The sequence below is a fragment of the Agromyces sp. Marseille-P2726 genome (genome assembly GCF_902809835.1).
Lineage (GTDB): Bacteria > Actinomycetota > Actinomycetes > Actinomycetales > Microbacteriaceae > Agromyces.
Window position 1 is genome coordinate 124,019 of sequence record NZ_CADDWM010000010.1, and the last position, 19,237, is coordinate 143,255.

19 protein-coding genes and 1 pseudogene are annotated in these 19,237 nt (G+C 70.7%); 17 read left to right on the forward strand and 3 right to left on the reverse strand.

The genetic code is table 11. The features are described from left to right. Positions 1–16 precede the first annotated feature (16 nt). Entirely contained in the window at positions 17–775 is a 759-nt protein-coding gene (locus HUS56_RS03655; RefSeq protein ID WP_371808291.1) for a lysophospholipid acyltransferase family protein, read from the reverse strand. 50 nt (positions 776–825) lie between these two features. On the opposite strand from HUS56_RS03655, the gene HUS56_RS03660 reads away from it, so the two are divergent. From HUS56_RS03660 to HUS56_RS03685, 6 genes are all read left to right on the forward strand, one after another. Then, positions 826–1,464: a 4'-phosphopantetheinyl transferase family protein gene (locus tag HUS56_RS03660; RefSeq protein ID WP_173922032.1), complete on the forward strand. Its 639-nt coding sequence runs from the start codon at positions 826–828 to the stop codon at positions 1,462–1,464. A 68-nt stretch (positions 1,465–1,532) separates the two neighbouring features. After that, a complete protein-coding gene (gene dxr, locus HUS56_RS03665) occupies positions 1,533–2,624 on the forward strand; it encodes a 1-deoxy-D-xylulose-5-phosphate reductoisomerase (RefSeq protein ID WP_173922033.1) in 1,092 nt (363 codons plus the stop codon). 69 nt (positions 2,625–2,693) lie between these two features. Continuing rightward, positions 2,694–4,019, forward strand: coding sequence for an RIP metalloprotease (locus HUS56_RS03670; protein WP_254431271.1), 1,326 nt, complete (start codon positions 2,694–2,696; stop codon positions 4,017–4,019). A gap of 76 nt (positions 4,020–4,095) precedes the next feature. After that, positions 4,096–5,265 carry a sensor histidine kinase gene (locus HUS56_RS03675; protein WP_173922034.1) on the forward strand — a complete coding sequence of 390 codons (1,170 nt, stop codon included), beginning with the start codon at positions 4,096–4,098 and terminating at the stop codon, positions 5,263–5,265. Continuing rightward, positions 5,262–5,927: a response regulator transcription factor gene (locus tag HUS56_RS03680; protein ID WP_173922035.1), complete on the forward strand. Its 666-nt coding sequence runs from the start codon at positions 5,262–5,264 to the stop codon at positions 5,925–5,927. Before HUS56_RS03675 ends, HUS56_RS03680 begins: the two co-directional genes overlap by 4 nt. A 133-nt stretch (positions 5,928–6,060) precedes the next feature. Continuing rightward, positions 6,061–6,369, forward strand: a complete 309-nt coding sequence (locus HUS56_RS03685) for an SHOCT domain-containing protein (protein WP_173922036.1) — start codon at positions 6,061–6,063, stop codon at positions 6,367–6,369. Between the two features lie 60 nt (positions 6,370–6,429). Here HUS56_RS03685 and HUS56_RS03690 read toward each other — a convergent pair whose 3' ends face one another. Both HUS56_RS03690 and HUS56_RS03695 read right to left on the reverse strand, forming a co-directional pair. After that, a complete protein-coding gene (locus HUS56_RS03690) occupies positions 6,430–7,683 on the reverse strand; it encodes a low temperature requirement protein A (protein ID WP_173922037.1) in 1,254 nt (417 codons plus the stop codon). A gap of 21 nt (positions 7,684–7,704) precedes the next feature. Further along, entirely contained in the window at positions 7,705–8,889 is a 1,185-nt protein-coding gene (locus tag HUS56_RS03695; protein ID WP_173922038.1) for an acetyl-CoA C-acetyltransferase, read from the reverse strand. A 116-nt stretch (positions 8,890–9,005) separates the two neighbouring features. Here HUS56_RS03695 and HUS56_RS03700 point away from each other — a divergent pair, with 116 nt between their 5' ends. From HUS56_RS03700 to HUS56_RS03750, 11 genes and pseudogenes are all read left to right on the forward strand, one after another. Further along, a complete protein-coding gene (locus tag HUS56_RS03700) occupies positions 9,006–10,205 on the forward strand; it encodes a substrate-binding domain-containing protein (protein WP_173922039.1) in 1,200 nt (399 codons plus the stop codon). 83 nt (positions 10,206–10,288) lie between these two features. Next, the gene (locus HUS56_RS03705; RefSeq protein ID WP_173922040.1) at positions 10,289–11,044 is read left to right on the forward strand and encodes an ABC transporter ATP-binding protein; all 756 of its coding nucleotides are present in this window, start codon (positions 10,289–10,291) and stop codon (positions 11,042–11,044) included. Beyond that, a pseudogene (locus HUS56_RS03710) lies at positions 11,041–11,754 on the forward strand (ABC transporter ATP-binding protein). Before HUS56_RS03705 ends, HUS56_RS03710 begins: the two are co-directional and overlap by 4 nt. Positions 11,755–11,815: 61 nt before the next feature. Then, positions 11,816–12,691 carry a branched-chain amino acid ABC transporter permease gene (locus HUS56_RS03715; protein WP_173922041.1) on the forward strand — a complete coding sequence of 292 codons (876 nt, stop codon included), beginning with the start codon at positions 11,816–11,818 and terminating at the stop codon, positions 12,689–12,691. After that, on the forward strand, positions 12,688–13,899 hold the full coding sequence (locus HUS56_RS03720; protein WP_173922042.1) for a branched-chain amino acid ABC transporter permease: 1,212 nt from the start codon (positions 12,688–12,690) through the stop codon (positions 13,897–13,899). Before HUS56_RS03715 ends, HUS56_RS03720 begins: the two co-directional genes overlap by 4 nt. Continuing rightward, a complete protein-coding gene (locus HUS56_RS03725; protein WP_173922043.1) occupies positions 13,892–15,475 on the forward strand; it encodes a class I adenylate-forming enzyme family protein in 1,584 nt (527 codons plus the stop codon). Before HUS56_RS03720 ends, HUS56_RS03725 begins: the two co-directional genes overlap by 8 nt. Continuing rightward, positions 15,472–16,155 (forward strand): TetR/AcrR family transcriptional regulator, encoded by a 684-nt coding sequence (locus HUS56_RS03730; protein ID WP_173922044.1) that lies wholly within the window; start codon positions 15,472–15,474, stop codon positions 16,153–16,155. Before HUS56_RS03725 ends, HUS56_RS03730 begins: the two co-directional genes overlap by 4 nt. Continuing rightward, on the forward strand, positions 16,152–16,898 hold the full coding sequence (locus tag HUS56_RS03735; RefSeq protein WP_173922045.1) for a 3-hydroxybutyrate dehydrogenase: 747 nt from the start codon (positions 16,152–16,154) through the stop codon (positions 16,896–16,898). Before HUS56_RS03730 ends, HUS56_RS03735 begins: the two co-directional genes overlap by 4 nt. Then, positions 16,883–17,791 carry an alpha/beta fold hydrolase gene (locus HUS56_RS03740; protein WP_173922046.1) on the forward strand — a complete coding sequence of 303 codons (909 nt, stop codon included), beginning with the start codon at positions 16,883–16,885 and terminating at the stop codon, positions 17,789–17,791. The genes HUS56_RS03735 and HUS56_RS03740 overlap by 16 nt, the downstream gene beginning before the upstream one ends. Next, a complete protein-coding gene (locus HUS56_RS03745) occupies positions 17,788–18,561 on the forward strand; it encodes a CoA transferase subunit A (RefSeq protein WP_173922047.1) in 774 nt (257 codons plus the stop codon). Before HUS56_RS03740 ends, HUS56_RS03745 begins: the two co-directional genes overlap by 4 nt. A 1-nt stretch (position 18,562) precedes the next feature. Continuing rightward, positions 18,563–19,228, forward strand: coding sequence for a CoA transferase subunit B (locus HUS56_RS03750; protein WP_173922048.1), 666 nt, complete (start codon positions 18,563–18,565; stop codon positions 19,226–19,228). Positions 19,229–19,237: the final 9 nt, after the last annotated feature.

Consider the following 19,237-nt stretch of genomic DNA (forward strand, 5'->3'; position numbering starts at 1 on the left):
CGGCTGGGAATCGGGTCTACACGCGCTCTCGCGGCACGACGCGGTCGGCGAGCTTCGCGAGCGCCCCCTGCGGCGGGGCCTCGTTGTAGCGATTCGCCGGCTCCTGGCCGGTGAGCTCCTGGATGGCCGCCATGATCTCGTCCGTGGCCGCCCGCCGCGCCCGGCCCGACGACGCCGGACCGTGCCGCGAGAGGTCGATGGGCGCACCGAAGCGCACCGTCACCGGCCGCACGCGCGGCAGCTTCGCGCCGACCGGCTGGATCTCCTGCGTGCCGACGAGGCCGACCGGCACGACCGTGGCGCCCGTCTCGAGCGCCAGCCATGCGACGCCGGTGCGCCCACGGTAGAGACGGCCGTCGAGCGACCTCGTGCCCTCGGGGTAGAGGGCGAAGGCGGCGCCCGATTCGAGGATGCGACGGCCCTGGTCGAGCGCCGTCTGGGCCTGCGCGCCCGCGCCCCGCTCGACGCTCACGGCGCCGATGGCGCCGAAGAACGTGCGGGAGAGCCAGCCCGAGATGCCCGTGCCCGTGAAGTAGTGCGACTTGGCCAGGAACTGCACGGGCCGCGGCGATGCGAGCGGGATCACGATGCTGTCGACGAACGACAGGTGGTTGCTGGCGAAGATGACCGGGCCGTGCTTCGGCACCCGCTCGGCGCCGGTGATCACCGGGCGGTAGACGAGGTGGACGAGCGGTCGCAGGATGCCGCGGACGATGCGGTAGATCGGACCCTGCCGAACGGGTGCTCGCGCCGCGTCGGTTTCGATCTCGCTCACCCTCCGACGATAGGCGCGGCGGTATTCCCGGCTCGGCATACCATGGCCGCATGGACGTGTCGACCGACGGCCAGCTGGTCGAGCTCGCGGAGGCCGGGATCCGCGTGCTCATGGTCACGGGCAGCCGGCGCCCGCCGTCGGCCGGCGCGACCCTGCGCGGACTCGTCGGCGAGGTGTCGGGCGTCCCTGCCGACGACGTGGAACTCGTGCACGCCTGCGCCGTGTGCGGGGCGCGTCATGGCCGCGTCGCCATCGGCTATCCGCTGACGCCGTCGGGCGCGCCCTGGTACGCCGACGTCGCGGTGTGCGGCGATGCGGTGCTCGCCGCGGCGACGACGCGGCATCCGCTCGGAGTGGGCATGGAACCCGCGACCCTCGACCCGGGTGTCGTCATCGACGAGGCGGCCTTCCACGCGAGCGAACGCGATGCGCTCGACGAACTCGATCCGACCCGGCGTCCGCTCGTGCGGGCGGCGCTCTGGGCTCGCAAGACCGCCTTCCTTCGCGCGGTGGGGCACTCCGACTTCCTCGAGCCGTCTCGACTCGCGTTGACGATCCCGGGTGCCGACGGCGGCGAGGGGCGCATCGCCCGGAGCGCACCCGAGTTCGATTCGGTGTGGCAGCGGGTTCGGTTCCACGACGTGCCGGTACCGGGCGACCGCGTGGCATCCGTCGCCGTCATCGGTTGAGCGACGGCGCAGGCGGGAGCGACACCCGCGCCCCGTGGAGTGGGACCGGTGCCCCGTAGGGTGGGACCGTGCGCAGCGTCATCATCCTCGGTTCCTCGGGTTCGATCGGCACCCAGGCGCTCGACGTGATCCGAGCCAATCCGCGGCGCTTCGACGTCGTCGGGCTCGCGGTCGGCTCCAATCGCGTGCTGCTGGCGGAGCAGGCGGCGGAGTTCTCGGTCGAGCACACCGCCGTCGGCATCGACGAGGCGGTGCAACTCGTTCGCGATGCCGACGCCGACGTGGTGCTCAACGGGATCACGGGGTCGGTCGGTCTCGCGCCGACGCTGGCGGCGCTGCGACGTGGCAGCACCCTCGCGCTCGCGAACAAGGAATCGCTCATCGTGGGCGGCGACCTCGTCACCCGGCTCGCCGCGCCCGGCCAGATCGTGCCGGTGGACTCGGAGCACTCCGCGATCGCGCAGGCGCTCCGAGCGGGCACCGACGACGAGGTGCGTCGCCTCGTGCTCACCGCATCCGGGGGTCCCTTCCGCGGTCGCACGCGAGAACAGCTCGCCGGGGTCACGCCGGCCGAGGCGCTCGCGCACCCGACCTGGGACATGGGGCTCGCCGTCACCACGAACTCGGCCACGCTCGTCAACAAGGGGCTCGAGGTGATCGAGGCGCACCTGCTCTTCGACGTCGCGTACGACCGCATCGAGGTCGTGGTGCATCCGCAGTCGATCGTGCACTCGATGGTGGAGTTCGTCGACGGCTCGACGATCGCGCAGGCGTCGCCGCCCGACATGCGGCTGCCGATCTCGCTCGGACTCGACTGGCCCCACCGCGTCGCGGCCGCCGGAACGCCGCTCGACTGGTCGAAGGCGGCGAGCTGGACGTTCGAACCGCTCGACTCGGTCGCGTTCCCGGCTGTGGCGCTCGCGAAGCAGGTCGGCCGCGCCGGCGGCGAGTATCCCGCCGTCTTCAATGCGGCGAACGAGGAGGCCGTGGCGGCGTTCCACGAGGGCCGCATCGCGTTCCTCGACATCGTCGACACCGTGCATGCCGTGGTCGAGTCGCACGAGGCATCCGGCGACGCACTCAGCGTCGAATCGCTCGCCGCCGCCGAGCGCGCCGCCCGCCGAGCCGCGAACGACCGGATCACGCGCCGCATGGGGTGATCACGCAGCGGTTCGCCACGGCGGGACTGCCCACAGCCGACGCAAAGCCACCCGCAGTACGCTCGTCGGGTGGAATCCGTGCTCGCCTTCGTGATCGGCGTCGTCATCATCGCGATCGGCCTCGCCGTGTCGATCGGCCTGCACGAGATCGGGCACCTCGTGCCGGCCAAGCTCTTCAAGGTCAAGGTGACGCAGTACATGATCGGCTTCGGGCCGACGATCTGGTCACGGCGCGGCGGCGAGACCGAGTACGGCGTGAAGGCCATCCCGCTCGGCGGCTACATCTCGATGATCGGCATGTTCCCGCCCGCGAAGGGCGAACGCGCGAAGGCCGACTCGACGGGCTTCTTCCGCGGACTCGTCCAGGACGCCCGCGACTCCAGCAGCGAGTCGATCACTCCCGGCGACGAACACCGCGCCTTCTACCGGCTTCCAGTGTGGAAGCGGATCATCGTGATGCTCGGCGGCCCGCTGATGAACCTCGTGCTCGCCGTCGTGCTCTTCGGCGTCCTGCTCATGGGCTTCGGCATCGCCCAGCCCTCCACCACGATCGCCTCCGTCAACGAGTGCGTCTTGCCCGCCACCAGCGAGCGGCAGACGTGCGAGCCGGGCGATCCGGCCGCACCCGGCGCCGAGGCGGGCCTGCGTGCCGGTGACCGCATCGTCTCCGTCGACGGCACTCCGATCCGGACGTGGGCGGAATCGAGCGCAATCATCCGCGAGCACCCCGATGAGCCGATCGCCATGCTGGTCGAGCGCGACGGCGCCGAGACCGAGGTGACGGTGACGCCGGCGCTCAGCGAGCGGTTCGCGGTCGACGAGAACGGCGTCGTCGAGACGGATGCCGCGGGCGAACCGGTCACGGTGAAGGTCGGCTTCGTCGGCATCGCGCCCGCCTCGGAGACGGTCCGGCAACCCGCGACGGCCGTGCTCCCCATGGTCGGCGAGAACGTCGCAGGGGTGGCCGGGATCATCGTGAACCTGCCCCAGCGCATGGTTGATGTGTGGAACGCCGCGTTCGGTCCCGACGAACGGGATCCGAACGGGCCGCTGTCGGTGGTCGGCGTCGGGCGGCTCGGCGGCGAGATCGCCAGCATCGACGAGATCCCGCTCGCCTCGAAGGCGGCCGGACTCGTCGGCATTCTGGCATCGCTGAATGTCGCGCTCTTCGTCTTCAACCTGATCCCGCTGCTCCCGCTCGACGGCGGTCACATCGCCGGAGCCCTGTGGGAGGCGATCCGCCGCGGATTCGCCAAGCTCTTCCGACGCCCCGATCCCGGGCCCGTCGATCTCGCGAAGCTCATGCCCATCACGCTGGGCGTGGTCGTGATCCTCGGCAGCATGAGCGCCCTGCTCATCTACGCCGACATCGTGAAGCCGGTGACGCTGCTCTGAGGTACTCCTGCGGGAGTACGGCGTGAGCGTCCGCCGGACCGATCCGGCACGGATGTCGCGGCGCTACGATCGGGGAATGCCCGTGCCACCATGGGACGGACGACCCGAATGGGACGGACGACCCGAGCGATTCCGGCTGCCGCCGGCGTTCACGCTCTGGGCTCCCGTCGTCATCAGCCTCCTCGTGCAGGTGCCCGCGGCCATCGGCATCTCGCTGTGGCTCCGCGTCGGGTGGGCCGCGGGTGCGGCGCACGTGGCGCTCGCGCTCGCGGGGCCGCTGGCGTTGCTCGCGTCCCGGCGCCATCCCGGCCCGACGGTCGCGTTCGTCTCCGCCACGGCCCTCATGGACGTGCTGTTCACGCCCGACTTCGGTCCGCCCTACGTCGCGCTCGCGTTCGCCATCGTGCTCGCGGTCGTCCGCGGCGCACTCGTCTGGGCCGTCGTCTCGGTGGTGGTGGCCTGGGTCGGAGCGATCGCGCTCGGGTCGGTGGTCGGCCTCGATTGGCATCCGTTCCGCATCGCCCTCACGACCGTGCTCCTCGCCGCGTGCTTCGGCGTCGGGGTGTTCGTGCGAACGCGCCGTGAACGGGTCGCCCAGTACCGGGCCGAGGCGCTTCGCCGCCGTCGAACGGCGGAGGCTCGCGAGCGCGTGCGGATCGCCCGGGAACTGCACGACGTCATCGGTCACGCCCTGTCGCAGATCAACGTGCAGGCCAGCGTGGGACTCCATCTCATGGACCGTGATCCCGAACAGGCGCGATCAGCGCTCGGCAGCATCAAGGCGACCTCGAAGACCGCACTCGAGGAGGTGCGCAGCGTGCTCGGGGTCATCCGCAACGAGGGCGATGTGCCGCTCGCGCCGCAGGCGGAGCTCGCGGAGATGCCGCGCCTCGTCGCGGGTGTTCGCGCGCCGGGATTCGAGGCGGAGCTCGTCGACCGGCTCGGCGGCGCCGTGCCCGGCAGGCCCGCGCAGTTCGCCGCGTATCGCATCGTGCAGGAGGCGCTCACGAACGTCGTACGCCACGGCGGAGCGACTCGGGCGGTGGTCTCGGTCGAGCGGCTGGACGAGGAGCTGCTCGTCACGGTCGACGATGACGGGCGCGGGATGTCGGACGCTCCCGAGGGCGGCGGCATCCTCGGGATGCGCGAGCGTGCGGCTCTGCTCGGAGGGTCCGTCGAGATCGGCCGCTCACCCCACGGCGGCACGCGCGTCACCGCACGTCTTCCCTGGCGGGCGACCGCATGATTCGCGTCGCCCTCGCCGACGACCAGCTCCTCGTTCGGGCGGGGTTCCGCGCCCTCCTCGACGCGGAGGACGACGTCGAGGTGGTCGGGGAGGCGTCGACCGGTGAAGCGCTCCTGGCGCTGCTGCGCCGCACGCCGGTCGACGTCGTGTTGATGGACATCCGGATGCCGGCCGGCGACGGCCTGTGGGCGACGGAGCAGATCGCGGCCGATCCGAAGCTCGCGGGGGTGCACGTGGTCATCGTCACGACATTCGAGCTCGACGAGTACGTCGCCCGAGCGGTGCGCGCCGGCGCGAGCGGATTCCTCGTGAAGGACACCGAACCGGTCGACCTGATCCGTGCCGTGCGCGCGGTCGCGAACGGCGAGGCGCTCCTTTCGCCGGGCGTCACGAAGCGCCTGCTCGAGCGCATGGCGGTCGGTCTCCGGGACGCGCCCGACGAGGGGCGGCTCCGGTCCCTCACCGAGCGTGAGCGCGAGGTGCTTCGGCTCGTCGGTCACGGGCTCACCAACGACGAGATCGCGGCCGAGCTCGTGCTGAGCCCGCTCACGGCGAAGACCCATGTGTCGCGGATCATGACGAAGCTGCAGGCCCGCGATCGGGTGCACCTGGTCGTCGTGGCCTACGAGTCGGGGCTCGTCGCTCCGGGCTGGCGCGAGTAGGCGCCCGAGCGCCGGCTGCTCCGACGGGAGCAGTGCGGGTGTCACCGCCCGGCGGATTCGCGGATGCCGCGCCGACGGGAGCATGGTCGCGACGGCTCGATCGGCGGGCCGCACGACCGGAAGGATGCACCTCATGCTCACCTCCCTCACCACCGCGACGGTCACCCACGCCGGCCCCTGGGCGGCCGGCTACGGATGGCTCTTCTTCCTCATCCCGATCTTCTGGATCCTCGTGATCGCGTTGATCGTCTTCCTGTTCAGCCGCAACCGGCGCCGGTACTGGGCGCAGTACGGCGCGGAGGGCTACGGTCCGCCGTGGATGCGAGGCCCCGTCGCGAGCGCCGAGGCGACGCTCTCGGAGCGCTACGCGAAGGGCGACATCGACGAGACCGAGTACCGCGCCCGCCTCGAGGTGCTGCGCGCGAACCGGCCGAACCAGTGAGGCGGGGCCGTGGCGGCGGGCGGGTGCCGCGGCATCCGCCCGCTCACCCGGCCAGCTCGCTCACTCGGCCAGTGCCCGCTCGAGGGCGGCGGCCTGATGCAGGTGACCGATGGTCTCGTAGCCCACGATGACGACGACGGGGGCCAGGGCCGTCAGGACGATCCCCACCCCCATGGTGGCGCCTGCAGCCACCGCCCACACCGCGATGGCGAGCAGGAGGACGCCGCCGGCGAAGAGCAGGATGTGGAACGGGTCGAGCTGCCGGAGCAGGAGCGAGTACAGGGTGAACAGGGTCACCAGGAACACGCCGACCGGCACCACGACCGTGAGGATCGCCTCGACGGTGTCGATGCGCGCGACGCCTTCGATCTCGAAGGCCGCGACATGCAGCCCCGCCCCGGTCGCCGCCAGCGAGCCGAAGATGAAGAAGTGCCCATAGCCCCACACGAATCCCCTTCGACGGAACCGCTGCAGCACCTTGCCGGAGGGGAGCGTGAAGTAGACCCACCACAGCCCGAAGGCGAGCGCGGTGCCGCCGAACGCCACGAGCCCCGCCTCGACGGACCACCCCTGCTCCTCGACCACGGCCGAGATCGCGAGGATGGTGCCGAGCACGACCTCGCCCAGGGTGATGATCACGAGAAGGCCGTATCGCTCGGCGATGTGATGAGCGTGCCACGGCGTGCCGCCCACCCTGCGCTCGATCACGTACGGACCGACGAGCTCGAGCGTTCCGAGGAACACGATGATCCCCAGCATGACGGCCAGCGGGGGGTTGATGAAGATGACGACCACCCAGCCGACCTGGATGATGCCGATCACGATCGCGTAGGTGAGGGCGGTCCGTCGGTGCTCGGGATCCTGGCGGGCGATCCGCAGCCAGAGGGCGACGGTCGCGACGCGCATGATCACGTAGCCGGCGACCATCACCCCGTTGTCGAGGTGGGCGCCCTCGTCGATCGATTCGAACGCGGGCGGGAGACCGAGGGCGAGCACGAGCACGCCGACCATCTGCACCATCGTCGCGAGACGGAAGAACGTGTCGTCGTTGTCGAACGCCGAGGCCAGCCACGAGTAGTTGATCCACGCGACGCAGATCGCGAGGACGGCGAAGGAGAAGCCGATCAGCGCCGAGCCCCAGTGCCCGAGTTCGAGCAGGTGCGCGGCCTGGGTGCCGGCCTGGCTGAACGCCACGACGAACGTGAGGTCGTACAGCAGTTCGAGCGGGGTCGCGGTACGGTGCGATTCGTTCGGGTCGCGTCCGACCATGCGGCGCAGCCGGTGATCGAGCGGAGGATGCGACGGGGTCGTCATGCGCCGCATCCTCCCACGAGCTCAGCGTGACAGCAGCAGCGCCTCACCCTGCCCGCCGCCCCCGCAGAGCGCCACGGCCGCCTTGCCGCCGCCTCGGCGGGAGAGCTCGAGCGCCGCGTGGAGCGCGAGTCGTGCGCCCGAGGCGCCGATCGGGTGACCGAGCGCGATCGCACCGCCGTGCATGTTGACCTTCGCATGGTCGAGCTCGAGGTCGCGCATCGACTGCAGCGACACCGCCGCGAACGCCTCGTTGATCTCGACGACGTCGAGGTCGCCGGCGGATTCGCCGGCCCGCTCGAGTGCGGCTGCGATGGCGTTCGACGGCTGCGAGTGCAGCGAGTTGTCGGGACCGGCGACCTGGCCGGAAGCACCGACGCGCGCGAGCCAGGGGAGCCCGCGCTCCTCGGCCCACTCGCGGCTCGCGACGACGACCGCCGCCGCGCCGTCGGAGAGCGGAGAGGAGTTGCCGGCCGTGATGTCGCCGCCCTCGGCGAACGAGGGGCGCAGCTTCGCGAGCACCTCCACGGTGGAGTCGGGGCGCACGCCCTCGTCGGTGTCGACCGAGATCGCGTCGCCCTTGCGCTGCGGCACCTCGACGGCGATGATCTCGTCATCGAAGACGCCGCCGGCCTGCGCAGCGCCGGCTCGACGGTGCGACTCGGCCGCGATCTCGTCCTGCTCGGGGCGCGTCAGCCCGTAGCGCTCGTTGAACCGCTCGGTGGACGCCCCCATCGACTCCTGGTCGAACGCGTCCGTGAGTCCGTCGTTGGCGGCGTGGTCGACCATCTCGACGCTGCCGTACTTCCATCCCGACCGGGATCCGGGGAGCAGGAGCGGGGCCTTGGTCATCGATTCCTGGCCGCCGGCTACGACGACGGATGCCTCGCCGAGACGGATCATGCGTGCGGCATCCGTGATGGCGACGAGACCCGACAGGCACACCTTGTTGACCGTCGTCGCGGGAACCCGCCACGGGATGCCCGCCGCGACGGCCGACTGCTTGGCGGGGTTCTGGCCGGCGCCCGCCTGCAGCACCTGGCCCATGATGACGGCATCGACGTCGTCGGGGGAGACGCCTGCCCGCTCGAGTGCGCCCCGAATGGCGGCGGTACCGAGTTCGACTGCCGTCTTGCTCGCCAGGTTGCCGTTGATACGAGCGAACGGGGTACGTGCCCCTGCGATGATGACGACCTCGGGGATGCTCATGTCTCCTGGACTCCTTCGTGCGGGTTGCGAGCGATGCACTTCCACCATATTGTACTTTCCTGAGACCTGAACCAGCTGTCAGGTTCGTCCAGCCATCACAGTTGAGAGGCATACACATGCGGGTTACGAAGAAGTATCTCGCGACGGCAGTCATCGCCGCCGCGACCATCGCCCTGGTCGGCTGCGCTCCGAACACGGCCGCCGGTGGCGACGCCGAGCAGACCGACTCGGCCGCTCCGGTGCAGATCGCCATGATCACCTCCCAGACCGGCCCGCTCGCGGCCTACGGCGAGGCGTACACCGCCGGCTTCGAGGCAGGTCTCGACTACGCGACCGACGGCACGGGCACGGTCGACGGCCGCGAGCTCGAGATCGAGTGGCTCGACGACCAGGGCAACCCCGACACCGCCGTGTCGCTCGCGAAGGACGTCATCGGCCAGGGCACGCAGATCATCGCGGGCACCGTCGTGTCGGGCATCGCGACCGCCCTCGCCGAGCAGGCGGCGCAGAACAAGGTCCTCTACATCTCGGGCCCGGCGGCGACCGACGCGATCACCGGCGTCAACGAGTACACCTTCCGCTCGGGCCGCCAGACCTATCAGGATGTCGCCACAGCGGGTACCTTCATCGGCGACCCGGCCGGCAAGAAGGTCGTCGTCTTCGCGCAGGACACGGCATTCGGCCAGGGCAACCTCGCCGGCGTCCGGGCCGTGCTGGGCGGCCAGGGCGCCAACGTCGAGGGCGTGCTCGTGGCTGAAGACGCCACGGAGTTCACCCCGTTCGCGCAGCAGCTGCTCACCGCGTCGCCCGACCTCGTGTTCGTCGCGTGGGCCGGTGCCTCGTCGAGCGCCATGTGGAGTGCCCTCTCGCAGCAGGGCGTGTTCGACGCCGTACCGGTCGTGACGGGCCTCGGCGACGTCGCCACCTACGGCGCGTACGGTGAGGCATCCGACAAGATCTCGTTCCTGAACCACTACTTCGGCGGTGCCGCGGGCACTGACGCCGAGAAGGCGATGATCGAGCACCTCGAGGCCAACGGGGCCCAGGCCGACCTGTTCTCGCCCGACGGCTTCGTGGCCGCACAGATGATCGTGCAGGCGATCCGCGAGGGCGACGACACCGTCGACGGCATGATCGCCGCCCTCGAAGGCTGGACCTTCGATTCCGTCAAGGGCGAGATCACGGTCCGCGAGGAGGACCACGCGATGATCCAGCCGATGTACCAGGCGACGCTCGTCCAGGACGGCGGCAACTGGGTTCCCGAGCTGATCGAAGAGGTCGACGCCGAGACCGTCGCGCCACCGGTCGCCGGCTAGCGACCGACCCCGGCGGGTGGTCGTCCACGAGACGGCCACCCGCCGGAGCTCAACCCCCTTCCTTCCAACGCAGTAAGGCAGACATGACCGACCACGCAGTGCTCTCCCTCGAGCACGTCGGACTCCGCATCGGCGGCGCACGGATCCTCCACGACGTGTCGCTCGAGGTGCCGTCCGGCGAGATGCTCGGGGTGATCGGGCCGAACGGTGCGGGCAAGACGACGCTGTTCAACGTCATCTCGGGCGTCGTGCGTCCCACCGAGGGCCAGGTCCGGCTCGACGGGCGCGATGTCACGAACGAGCCGATCCACCGGCGCTCCACGGCGGGCCTCGGTCGCACGTTCCAGACGTCCAGCCTCTTCCCCGGGCTGTCGGTGCTCGAGAACGTCCGCCTCGCCGCCCAGGCGCACGCCGGTGGCGCGACATCCGTGTTCCGGATTCCGAGGCGAACGGATGCCGCGACGCGGCGTGCGCGCGAGGCACTCGCCGAGGTCGGGCTGGAGCACAGAGCCGACGCCATCTCGTCGGGCCTCGCCCACGGGGAGAAGCGCAAGGTCGAGATCGCGATGCTCATCGCGATGGAGCCGAAGGTCGTGCTCCTCGACGAGCCCATGGCCGGCGTCGGGTCGGGCGACGTGCCCGCGATCACCGAGGTCATCCGCGGGCTCCACCGCGGCGGGCGTACGGTACTCATGGTCGAACACCACATGGAGGTCGTGCTCGGCCTCGTCGACCGCGTCGCGGTCATGCACCACGGGGAGCTCCTCGCGGTCGACACACCGGAGGCCGTGATGGCGAATCCCACCGTGCAATCCGCCTACCTGGGAGAGACGGTATGAGCGCCGCAGAGCCCATCCTCGTCGTCGAGGGCCTGTACGGTCGCATCGCCGGCCAGCAGGTCGTCGAGGACGTGTCGTTCGAGGTCCCCGCCTCGGGCGTGACCGCGCTCCTCGGGCGCAACGGCGTCGGCAAGACGTAGACGATCAAGTCGATCCTCGGCCTCATCGACCGCACCGGCGAGGTGCGCCTCGGCGGCGACCGCATCGATCGGCTGCCCACCCACCGCATCGTGCAGCGGGGCGTCGGCTACGTGCCCGAGGACCGCGAGGTGTTCGGCTCGTTGAGCGTCGGCGAGAACCTCCGGCTCGCCGAGCGCGACGACACGCCGCGCCGCGAGTTCATCGAGCGGCTGTTCCCCGACATCCACGCTCGCCGCGCCCAGCGCGCGGGCACCCTCTCGGGCGGCCAGCAGCAGATGCTCTCCCTCGCCCGCGCACTCGTCAACGAGAATCGCCTGCTGCTCGTCGACGAACCCACGAAGGGGCTCGCGCCGAAGATCGTCGATGAGGTCGGCGTGGCCCTGGCCGAGGCGGCCAAGACGGTGCCGATCCTCCTCGTCGAGCAGAACCTGCACGTCATCCGCAGGCTCGCCGAGCGCGTCGTCGTGCTCTCGGGCGGCCGAGTGGTCTTCACCGGATCCGCCGCCGACCTGCTCGACGACGAGGACCGCGTCCAGCGGTACCTCGGGGTGCCGCCCATGAGCCCGTAGATGAGCGAAAGGCCACTGCCGACCAGGAAGTAGAGGGCGCCGAACCCTCGGAGGAACTCCGATGAGCACCGTGCTCCTCCTCGTCATCACGGGCCTCGGGCTCGGCGCCCTCTACTTCCTGGTCGCCAGTGGCCTTTCGCTCATCTACGGGCTCATGGGCGTGCTGAACTTCGCCCACGGCGCGTTCCTGACGATCGCCGCGTTCATCGGCTGGGAGGTCGGACGCCGGGTTTCCGACGGCACCTGGTGGGGGCTCCTGGTCTCCGCCCTCGTCGGCATGATCGTCGGCGCCGTCGTCGCCGCGGCCACCGAATACTTCCTGATCCGCCGGCTCTACGAGCGGCACATCGAGCAGGCCCTCATCACGGTCGGACTCGCACTCGCCTCGGTGGCCCTCTTCGAGGGCATCTGGGGCACCGACCCGATCTACACCGCGAAGCCCGAGTGGCTCACCCAGACCACCGAGATCCTCGGCGCGAGGATCCCGAACGACCGGTTCCTCCTCATCGCCTGCGCGGCGGTCGTGCTCGGCGCCATCGTGCTGTTCCTGCAGCGCACCCGCTACGGGCTGATCATCCGCGCCGGCGTCGAGAACCGCTCGATGGTGACGGCGCTCGGCATCGACGTGCGCCGCTCGTTCACGCTCGTGTTCGCGATCGGCGGCGCAGCGGCCGGACTCGGCGGCGTGCTCGCCTCGGTGTACTACGGCTACGTCTCGGCGCACCTCGGTTCGCTGCTGCTCATCTTCGCGTTCATCGTGACCGTCATCGGCGGGCTGGGCTCGCTGACCGGTGCGGCGATCGCGTCGGTGCTCGTGGCGGTGCTCCAGCAGTTCGCCAACTTCTACCTCGGCGGTACCGGCGACCTCGTCGTCGTCATCGCCCTCGCCGCGGTGCTGCTCATCCGCCCGCGCGGACTGATGGGGAAGGTCGCATGACCCAGCAACAGACTCAGGGCACCGCACCGCAGGTGTCGGATGCCGCATCCGAATCGACTCTCCGACAGGCTCAGGGCACCGACGGCTCGTCGCCCAGAACGAAGGGCGGCGTCGCGGCATCCGCTCGTCGACCGCTCGTGCTGCTCATCGGCGGCATCGCGCTCGTCGTCGTGCTCGCGATCCTGCCGCTGCTCGCCATCGACATCCCCGGCGTGCTGCCCGGACCGACGTACACGCCGGGCACGCTGCAGTTGCTCGCGTACGCGATGCTCATCGCGGCGCTCGCGCTGAGCTACCGCATGATGTTCGGCCTCGCCGGGCTCCTCTCGTTCGGGCACGCGCTGTTCTTCGCCGCCGGCGCCTACGGGCTCGGCATGGCGCTCGAGTACTTCGCACCGGCGGAGTGGCCGAGCGAGCTCATCTTCCTCGGCGCGATCGTCGTCACGCTCGTGTTCGGCATCCTGCTCGCGGCGACCGTCGGGTCGCTCGCCCTGCGCGTGACCGGCATCTCGTTCGCGATGGTGACGCTCGCGTTCGCGCAGGCGGGTTCAGTGCTCATCCGGCGCAATCCCGGTGGCGCCACCGGCGGCGAGGAGGGCCTGTCCCTCGACATCACGAACGTGCCCGACGCGCTCGTCGGCGTGCTCAACACGCGCAACCTCTACTGGCTGGCGCTCGGCATCCTCGTGTTCGTCTATCTCGTCGTGCTCTGGGTCGAGCGCAGCCGCGCCGGGCACGTCGCCGAGGCGACGCGTGAGAACGAGCTGCGCGTGCGCGTCATCGGCATCCGCCCCTACCGGGTGAAGTTCCTCATCTTCGTCGTCGCGTCGACCCTGGCGGCGGTCGCCGGCATGGGGTACCTGCTGCTGCAGTCGGGCGCCTCCCCGCGGGTCGCGACGGCCGACTTCACCCTCACGATCCTCGTGATCGTCGTGCTCGGCGGAGTGGGGTATCGCTGGGGCGCCGTTGTGGGAGGTATCGTCTACACACTGCTCGACCAGCGCCTCACGGCGCTCGCGGGTTCCGACTTCATCGCCGGTCTGCCCGCCGTGCTCCGTGTTCCACTGTCCGAGCCGCTGTTCATCCTTGGAACGCTCTTCATCCTCGTGGTGCTGTTCCTGCCCGGGGGGATCGCGGGGATTCCGCAACGCATCCGATCGGGCCGGAAGCAGCACCCGGCCGAATCGGCGGAGGTCGCGGATGCCTGACGGTCTGCACACCCTCGGACGCTGGACGCGCGATCGCGCGCGTGCGACGCCCGAGCGCATCGCGATCGACGATCGCGGCGTGGTGGTCACGTACCGGGAGCTCGATGCACGCGCCGAACGCCTGGCCCGCTCGCTGCGGGCGGCCGGTTACGCGACCGGCGACCGCATCGCGACGATCACCGGCAACAGCGCCGACCACGTCGTGCTGTTCTTCGCCTGCGCGAAGGCCGGCCTGGTGCTCGTTCCCCTCTCGTGGCGACTCGCACCACGGGAACTCGCGGAACAGCTCGAGATCGCCGAGCCGGCCCTGGTGCTTGTCGAGGGCGAGTTCCAGACACTCGCGAAGGCGACGCTGTCGCGGCTCGCCCGTCGCATTCCGACGGCGCCGCTCGGTGCGCACGGGGTGGAGTCCGAGGTACCCGCTCCCGCCCATGATGCTTCGCGTGCGCCGGCCGCCGGCCGGCCCGACGTCGCCGACGACGACGCGCTGCTCATCATCTTCACCTCGGGCACGACCGCCCGGCCCAAGGGCGCGGTGCTCACCCACGCCAACTGCTTCTGGACGAACCTGTCGTTCTCGCGCATCTGCGAGCTGACCGCGAACGACTCGGTGCTGGCGGTGCTGCCGCAGTTCCATGTCGGGGGTTGGAACATCCAGCCGCTCCTGGCGTGGTGGACGGGTGCCACCGTGGTGCTCGAGCGCACCTTCGACCCCGGACGGGTGCTGCACCTGATCCAGGAGCGCCGCATCACGACCATGATGGGCGTGCCGTCCCACTACCTGTTCCTGGCGCAGCATCCCGATTTCCAGGCCGCCGACCTGTCGAGCCTCCAGCACGCGATCGTGGGCGGCGCGCCGATGCCGCCTGCGCTCCTGCGCACCTGGCATGCTCGCGACGTCGCCCTGACGCAGGGCTACGGCCTCACCGAGGCATCCCCGAACGTGCTCTGCCTGCCCGACGAGGACGCGCGCCGGCGCGCCGGATCCGCGGGCAAGCCCTACCCGCACGTCGATGTCGCCGTCGCGGACCCGGTGACGGGCGAGCACCTCGACGGCGAAGCGGAGGGCGAGCTCCTCGTGAGCGGGCCGGCCGTCTTCGCCGGGTATTTCCGCGACCCGGGTGCCACCGGTGCAGCCCTCGTCGACGGTTGGCTGCGCACGGGCGACCTCGTGCGCCGCGATGCCGACGGCTTCTACACCATCGTCGACCGCATCAAGGACATCTACATCTCGGGCGGTGAGGGGGTCGCACCCGCTGAGGTCGAGGCGGTGCTGATGGGGCATCCGGCCGTCGCCGACGTTGCGGTCGTGGGGGTTCCCGACACCCGCTGGGGCGAGGCCGGATCGGCCTGGGTCGTCGCGCATCGCGGTCGGGCGACGGATGCCGCAGAGCTCATCGAGTTCGCCGCGGCCTCGCTGGCGCGATTCAAGGTGCCGCGCGAGGTGCATTTCGTCGACGAGCTGCCCCGCTCGACCGCGGGGAAGGTGCAACGCCGGGTGCTCGCCGAGCGGTCCGCCGCGATCGCGGCCTCCGCGAGCGACGCAGCGGCGCGGGTCGACGGGGGGCTCCGATGAGCGCGCGGCCCCGCACCGCCCGCGGTGAGGAGACCCGCCGTCGGCTGCTGCTCGCGGCCGAGCAGGTGTTCGCGGCGCACGGCTACCACGAGGCATCCGTGTCGCGCATCACCGACGCCGCCGGTGTCGGACAGGGCACCTTCTACCTGTACTTCGACACGAAGCTCGACATCTTCAACGAGCTCGTCGAAGATCTGAACCATCGGGTGCGGCAGGCCATGAGCGAGGGCGCTCGCGGCGCCACGAGCCGGCTCGAGGCCGAGCGCGAGGGGTTCGCGGCCTTCTTCCGCTTCACGGCGGAGCATCCGGCGCTCTACCGCGTCGTGCGCGAAGCCGAGCTCGTGTCGCCCGACGCCCTGCGACTCCACTACACGCGCATCGTCGAGGGCTATATCGACGGTCTCCGCGCGGCCGCGCTCGACGGCGAGATCAACGACATCGATCCGACGGTGGCCGCCTGGGCGCTCATGGGCATCGGCGAGATGATCGGCATGCGGTGGGTGCTCTGGAGCGACCCCGATGCGGCGCCCGGCGACGACGCCGATCCGACCGCGAGCGGCACTCGCGAGGTGCCGCAGCACGTGCTCGACGAGATGATGCGCTTCGTCGCCGGCGCCCTCGGTCGACCCGAACTGGCAGGAGCCCCGCGCAGTGGTGCGCGGGAGAAGGAGGAATCGTGACGGATCTGTCCCGACGACGCGCCGTCGTCACCGGGGGCGCGAGTGGCATCGGCGAGGCGTGTGCGCGCGCGTTCGCCGCGGCGGGCGCCCCCGTGGTCATCGCCGACCTCAACGGTGAGGCCGCAGAGCGCGGCGCCGGGGGGATCGGGGGGGAGGCGTGGCAGGTGGACCTCGGCGACACCCCGGCGCTGGCCGAGCTCTCGCTCGACGCCGACATCCTGGTGAACAACGCTGGGATCCAGCACGTCCGTCCGATCGAGCAGTTCGAGCCCGATCGGTTCTCGCTCATCCTCCGGCTCATGCTCGAGTCGCCCTTCCTCCTCATCCGCGCCGTGCTGCCCGGCATGTACGAGCGGGGGTTCGGCCGGGTGATCAACATCTCGAGTGTGCACGGCATCCGGGCGTCGCCGTACAAGTCGGCCTACGTGGCCGCGAAGCACGGGCTGGAGGGCCTCTCGAAGGTGACGGCGCTCGAGGGTGGTCCGCACGGGGTGACGTCGAACTGCATCAACCCCGGATACGTGCGCACGCCGCTCGTCGAGAAGCAGGTCGCCGACCAGGCCCGCCTGCACGGGATCTCCGAGGAAGAGGTGCTCCCGAAGGTCATGCTCACCGAGTCGGCGATCAAGCGGCTCGTCGAGCCGGCCGAGGTCGCGAGCCTGGCCGTGTGGCTCGCATCGCCCGAAGCGGGCATGGCGACGGGGGCAAGTTATGTCATGGATGGCGGATGGAGCGCACGGTGAGCTACTCGACCTTCAGGGCGCCCGTCGCGGGCGGCTTCCTCGCCGGCGCCCAGTGGAGAGCCGATGCCCCGGGTACTCCGGTGCTGGCAGTGCACGGGATCACGGCGACCCACCGCGCGTGGGACGCGTTCGCCGGCGAGATGCATGACCGTCGCGTGATCGGGGTCGACCTCCGCGGGCGCGGACGCAGCAACACGTTGCCGGCGCCCTACGGCCTCGAGCAGCACGCCGACGACCTCGCCGCGACGCTCGACGCGCAGGGCGTCGACCGGGCGTTCGTCGTCGGCCACTCGATGGGGGCGTTCGTCTCGGTTCGGTTCGCCGAGCGCCATCCCGACCGCCTCGCCGGGCTCTTCCTCGTCGACGGCGGGCTGCCGGTGCCGAACCCCGAGGGCGTCGCGCCCGGGGGCCTGCCGAAGACGCTGCTCGGACCGGCCCTGGAGCGACTCTCGATGACGTTCCCCGATCGCGCGGCGTACGTCGACTTCTGGCGCAGGCACCCGGCCCTGGGTCCGTACTGGACCGACGCCATCGAGTCGTACGTCGAGTACGACGTCGACGGCGAGGAACCGACGCTGCGCAGCTCCGCCAACGCTGCCGCCGTCGCCGAGAACTCGGTGCAGCTCGATGGCGCCGACGGCTATGTCGAGGCGCTCGTGGGCCTGCCCGGCCCGGTCGACTTCTTCCGCGCGCCGCGCGGCCTGCTCGACGCCGCTCCCCTCTACCCTGAGGGGGTCGTCGAATGGGCCCAGCGGATGCCGCAGCTCGTCGTGCACGAGGTGCCCGACGTCAACCACTACACGATCGTCATGACGGCCGAGGGCGTGCGACACCTGGTGCCCACGCTCCACCGCCGTCTGGCGGACGCTGAGATACAGGAAGGTGCATCGTGACACTCGACAAGGTGGTCGGATCCGCCCAGGAGGCGGTTGCCGACATCCCCTCCGGAGCCAGCCTCGCCGTGGGCGGCTTCGGCCTCTGCGGCATCCCGATGGTGCTGATCCAGGCGTTGCTCGATGCGGGCGTCGACGGGCTGTCGATCGTGTCGAACAACTGCGGCGTCGACGACTGGGGCTTGGGGGTGCTGCTGGCGAAGCAGCGCATCGCGAAGATGACGTCGTCGTACGTGGGCGAGAACAAGGAGTTCGAGCGCCAGTACCTGGCGGGTGAGCTCGAGCTCGAGCTCACGCCGCAGGGCACGCTCGCCGAGAAGCTCCGCGCAGGCGGCAGCGGCATCGCGGCGTTCTTCACGCAGACCGGTGTCGGCACCCAGGTCGCCGAGGGCGGACTGCCGCGCCGGTACCACGCCGACGGCACGATCGCGGTCGCGAGCCCCGTCAAGCCGGTGCAGACGTTCGACGTGCAGGGCGAGCCGCGTGAGTTCGTCCTCGAGGAGGCGATCACGACCGACTTCGCGCTCGTCCATGCGCTGCGCGGCGACCGGCACGGCAACCTGGTGTTCGACAAGTCGGCCCGCAACTTCTCGCCGCTCGCGGCGATGGCCGGCCGGGTCTGCATCGCGCAGGTCGAGGAGCTCGTCGAGCCCGGGCAGCTGGACCCCGACGCCGTGCACCTGCCCGGCATCTTCGTCGACCGGGTCGTCGTGGTCGGGCCCGACATCGAGAAGCGGATCGAACGCCGCACCGTGCGAGAGGGGAACTGAGATGGCACTGACCAGACTCGAGATGGCCGCCCGGGCGGCGAAGGAGCTCGCCGACGGATCGTACGTGAACCTCGGCATCGGGCTGCCCACGCTCGTGCCGAACTACGTGCCCGACGGCGTCACGGTCGTGCTGCAGTCCGAGAACGGCATCCTCGGCGTGGGCCCCTACCCGACCGAGGACGAGGTCGACCCCGACCTCATCAACGCCGGCAAGGAGACGGTGACCGTGCTGCCCGGCGCGGCGTACTTCGACTCGGCCACCAGCTTCGGCATGATCCGTGGCGGCAAGGTCGACGCGGCGATCCTCGGCGCCATGCAGGTATCGGCCGCGGGCGACCTGGCCAACTGGATGATCCCCGGCAAGATGGTCAAGGGCCCGGGCGGTGCGATGGACCTCGTGCACGGCGCCCGCCGCAAGATCGTGCTGATGGAGCACGTCGCGAAAGACGGCTCCGCGAAGATCGTGAACGAGTGCTCCCTGCCGCTGACCGGCAAGGGCGTCGTCGACCGGATCATCACCGACCTCGCCGTGATCGACGTCACCCCCGACGGCCTCAAGCTGGTCGAGGTCGCCCCCGGCGTCACCATCGACGAGGTCGTCGCCGCCACCGAACCGCCGCTCGACACCTCGTCGGTCGCCGAGCTGCAGACCTCCGCGGCCGAATAGCCCGGAACA

Coding starts and splice junctions, on each gene's coding strand:
- HUS56_RS03660 (WP_173922032.1), top strand. CDS start 826: ATGGACGTGTCGACCGACGGCCAGCTGGTCGAGCTCGCGGAGGCCGGG.
- HUS56_RS03675 (WP_173922034.1), top strand. CDS start 4,096: ATGCCCGTGCCACCATGGGACGGACGACCCGAATGGGACGGACGACCC.
- HUS56_RS03680 (WP_173922035.1), top strand. CDS start 5,262: ATGATTCGCGTCGCCCTCGCCGACGACCAGCTCCTCGTTCGGGCGGGG.
- HUS56_RS03685 (WP_173922036.1), top strand. CDS start 6,061: ATGCTCACCTCCCTCACCACCGCGACGGTCACCCACGCCGGCCCCTGG.
- HUS56_RS03690 (WP_173922037.1), bottom strand. CDS start 7,683: ATGACGACCCCGTCGCATCCTCCGCTCGATCACCGGCTGCGCCGCATG.
- HUS56_RS03695 (WP_173922038.1), bottom strand. CDS start 8,889: ATGAGCATCCCCGAGGTCGTCATCATCGCAGGGGCACGTACCCCGTTC.
- HUS56_RS03700 (WP_173922039.1), top strand. CDS start 9,006: ATGCGGGTTACGAAGAAGTATCTCGCGACGGCAGTCATCGCCGCCGCG.
- HUS56_RS03705 (WP_173922040.1), top strand. CDS start 10,289: ATGACCGACCACGCAGTGCTCTCCCTCGAGCACGTCGGACTCCGCATC.
- HUS56_RS03715 (WP_173922041.1), top strand. CDS start 11,816: ATGAGCACCGTGCTCCTCCTCGTCATCACGGGCCTCGGGCTCGGCGCC.
- HUS56_RS03720 (WP_173922042.1), top strand. CDS start 12,688: ATGACCCAGCAACAGACTCAGGGCACCGCACCGCAGGTGTCGGATGCC.
- HUS56_RS03725 (WP_173922043.1), top strand. CDS start 13,892: ATGCCTGACGGTCTGCACACCCTCGGACGCTGGACGCGCGATCGCGCG.
- HUS56_RS03730 (WP_173922044.1), top strand. CDS start 15,472: ATGAGCGCGCGGCCCCGCACCGCCCGCGGTGAGGAGACCCGCCGTCGG.
- HUS56_RS03740 (WP_173922046.1), top strand. CDS start 16,883: ATGGAGCGCACGGTGAGCTACTCGACCTTCAGGGCGCCCGTCGCGGGC.
- HUS56_RS03750 (WP_173922048.1), top strand. CDS start 18,563: ATGGCACTGACCAGACTCGAGATGGCCGCCCGGGCGGCGAAGGAGCTC.